Annotated in this window: 3 protein-coding genes; all 3 read right to left on the bottom strand. The window is 39.8% G+C overall.

The window, feature by feature from the left end:
* Positions 1 to 429: 429 nt before the first annotated feature.
* A complete protein-coding gene (locus ACEW8O_RS10170; RefSeq protein ID WP_373494520.1) occupies positions 430 to 2,289 on the bottom strand; it encodes a monovalent cation:proton antiporter-2 (CPA2) family protein in 1,860 nt (619 codons plus the stop codon).
* A 3-nt stretch (positions 2,290 to 2,292) separates the two neighbouring features.
* On the bottom strand, positions 2,293 to 2,880 hold the full coding sequence (locus tag ACEW8O_RS10165) for an NAD(P)H-dependent oxidoreductase (protein WP_373494519.1): 588 nt from the start codon (positions 2,878 to 2,880) through the stop codon (positions 2,293 to 2,295).
* Between the two features lie 191 nt (positions 2,881 to 3,071).
* Positions 3,072 to 3,753: PAS domain S-box protein (locus tag ACEW8O_RS10160; protein WP_373494518.1), on the bottom strand; the 682-nt coding region annotated here is incomplete at its 5' end.

Genomic DNA, 3,753 nt, shown 5'->3' with positions numbered 1-3,753 from the left:
TGTGGGGTGGGGGGGGTTGGTAAAAGCGGCGGTGCCGCCTTACCCAACCCCCACCTCAATTAACCAAATCATCCGTTCCCCGAGCTTGCCGAGGGGTATTTTAAGGTTCACGTCATAGGTAGGCACGAAGGATCTCCAGAGGTTCTATTGATGTTTATTTTTACATTTTCTGATCCTCGTGAGATGCTTCCTAACGTCAGCATGACGGCTGCTCCTATGTCTTTGGTAGGCACGAAGGATCTCCAGAAGTACAATTAGACGGTTGAATTACTGGAAAAAACATTTAACTCTTTTGGTCAAAATCATCCTTTACCTGAACCTCGTGAGATGCTTCCTACGCATGACGGCTGCTCCGAATTCTTTCATTGGTAGGAGCACTGTGAAAACTTTGATATTTTGAATAATCTTTCGTGCTACGTGGCAATCTCGTCACTTGCCCTTCATTGCCTCTGAATCCCAGGTATGGTCATTTAGGGTGAATTTTCGGAGTCTTTCTGAGGAGAGAAGCTTTTCCTGCATTTCGATTGATCTTCTTACTGAAGAGATATATTCTTTTTGATCATGTTTTACCTTAACCAATTCCTTGAGTGCCTCTTCGTCATATTTGATAAAATTCTGTCCCAAGCGGTGAACGGTATGTGATCTAAACCCTAATTTTACCAGGGCATCTTTGGCTAGCCGGATCGAACTGTCAAGATGCTCCCGATATATATTTCCTACCTCCATTTCCATTAACTCATAAGCATCTGCCCTGCTTTTTGCCCTGATCATCAATTCCAAATGGGGAAAATGCTTTTTGGCTGTTTCTACCAAAAGAAAATTGGTTTCAGGGCTGTCAATGGCTGAGATCAGAATTTTGGCATCATGTGCTCCTGCGGCTTCCAATAAGTCTGCTCTTGTTGCATCACCATAATAGACCTTAAATCCCATTTTTCTCAATAAATCCACCCGATCAGAATCATTGTCTAAAATAGTGGCTTTGATACCGCTGGCCCGAAGAAATCTTCCTATTGTACTTCCAAAATGTGAAAAACCCACGATAATGACACTGTGTTTTTCATCCACCACATCTGCTTCTTTTTTTTCTTTTTCCAAAGTACCTACTTTGGGAAGGATTAATTTTTCATTTAATAAAATCAAGAAAGGTGTGATGGTCATGCTGATCGCAGTAATAGCCATTAGAATATCATTGGTAGGTTTGTCCAATATCTGCAACTGACTGGCAAATGAATAAGTCACAAAAGAAAACTCCCCAACCTGACTCAATCCAATGGCAAAAATCAGGTTTTGATCCAATCCCAATTTGGCATATTTCCCTACACTTAGAAGCACCAGAGTTTTGAGCAATAGGATGCCCAATGTGATGGAAATGATCATGATGGCCTTCTCTCCAATCAGACCAAAATTGATAGATGCACCAACAGCAATAAAGAAAAGCCCTAACAGTAAACCTTTGAATGGATCAAGATCACTTTCAAGTTCATGCTTGAATTCCGAATTGGCCAAAATCACTCCTGCAAGGAATGTTCCCAAAGCAGGACTCAGTCCAACTACTTCCATCAAAAAGGCAATGCCCACCACAATCAATAGGGCGGCGGCAACAAAAAGCTCCCGAAGTCTGGTTCGGGCAATCATCCTCAAAACAGGAACAAACGCAAATCTTCCTAATACTACCACCAAACCTACAGCTCCAAATACAAAGAGTGTTTGAATCCATCCTGGAAACTGTTCTATCGGGCTTCCATGATGATCTGTAGAAAGAGCATCCCCAGCCACAGTCAATAGGGGAATGATAGCCAGCATAGGTATGACTGCAATATCCTGCATCAATAATACGGCGAATGAGTTTTTTCCAGCTGAGGAATTCATTTGGTTTTTCTCTTTAAGCGATTGCAGGACAATGGCAGTGGATGAAAGGGAAAGGGACATAGAAACTGCCAAAGAGATCTGCCAGCTAAATCCTGCAATGATCATAATTCCTAAAAATGCAGCAGTGGTGATCAACACCTGAGATAGGCCGATCCGGGTTATCATTGCCCTCATTTGCCACAGTTTGGCAGGTTCCAACTCCAATCCAATTAGGAAAAGCATCATAACCACCCCAAATTCAGCAAAATGCATGATGCTTTCACCTTCTTCACCTATAAATTCCAATACATAAGGACCGATGATGATTCCAGCTAAAAGGTAGCCTAGGACTGATCCCATTCCCAGTTTTTTAGCTATTGGCACACAGATAATGGCGGCTGCCAAATAGATAATAGCTTGAAAAAGAAAAGAGTTTTCCATGGGTTAAAGTTTGAAATGGTTCAGTTCATCCAATTGGTACAAATGATCGGGGATATCTTTGGTGTCTCTCAAATACTTCAAAAGATTTTTATAATCCTGACTTTCTTTTTGAAGTTCAGCTGAGCTCTTTTTATGTGTTCCACCAATATGAAAAGGTGGCAAATACCGCATTTGGCAAAGTTTGGCGGTTTGTTCAAATGGCAAAAGAAATTCCCTCAAAGTATGACCGTGTTTTCCCTGCTTGGAATAAGCGGAATCTGTTCCTCCGGAACTGACACAATTGAAGACGATTTTGTTTTTCAAGTAAATGCCGTCAGGGCCATAAGCCCATCCAAACTCCAAAACCAAGTCGATCCATTGCTTGAGAAGGGGCGGAGCGGAATACCAATAAATTGGATGATGGAATACCACGATCTCAGAGGTGAAAAGAAGTTCCTGCTCTGATTGAACATTAATGTTGAAGTCAGGATAGATTTCATAGAGGTCATGAACCTGGATATTTTCCAATCCTGTGATAGATTTGATCAGATTTTGGTTTATGATAGAATGTTCGTATTTGGGGTGTGCCAATAGTACAAGTACCTTTTTCATAAAAACAACTATTTTATTCAAATAGGAAATTTTATAATCTGCTCACTCGTAAATAATTTTAAAATGAAAACGCGATAGTTTTTTCAGCAATATTTAAAAATATCCAGTATCAACCAATATCTGAATAATAATAAATTGAGGCACTGACTAGGATAAAGGTATTTTATTTTTTTGTATATAATTGGAATAATTTAAGTCTTATTAACATCAATTTTTTGGGCTTTTTCAACAATATCCCGGACCACATTATCCAGTTCATGTGCAGATTCCTTGATATGGTCCAAAAAATCGTCCAACTCAATGCTGCTCAGTTTTTCATTTTTAAGGATTTCAACAAGTCCCAAAAGCCTTGCCAAAGGGGCTCTTACCATGTGTGACTGAATCCAGGCAATATCCCTTAATTTTTCATTTTGAGTCTCTATGGCTTCAAGGTATTTCAGTTTAGAAGTAATGTCATTGGCCAATACCAACCAACTGTTTTTATCACCAAGGCTAAGATGTTTGGATATTTCTTCTACTCTGATAATAGACCCATCCTTTTTTTGATGGTTCAAAACACCTCTGAAAAAATCTATCTTTTCCTCCCTCATTTTTTTCAGGGTTTCAAACATCATAGAGAGATCTTCCTTTGGACGGATATCCGCTATGGACATGTTCATAAACTCATCGTAGCTATATCCATAATGGTTGATAGCTGCTTGATTGACCTTCCGAAATTCCAGGCTTTCCAAATCATAAACCCACATAGGTTGAGGACTTGACTGGAAAAGGTCTGCATAACGTTGCTCTGATTCCTGAAGCTTGACGATGTTTTTATTTCTTTCGATGTTGTAAACAATACTTTTATATAGCGCAGTAGCCGTAAGGTCATCT

The organism is Aquiflexum sp. (genome assembly GCF_041749095.1).
Taxonomy (GTDB): Bacteria; Bacteroidota; Bacteroidia; order Cytophagales; family Cyclobacteriaceae; genus Aquiflexum.
Note: the sequence above shows the minus strand (reverse complement) of the source record. Positions and strands in the feature narration are given on the sequence as shown.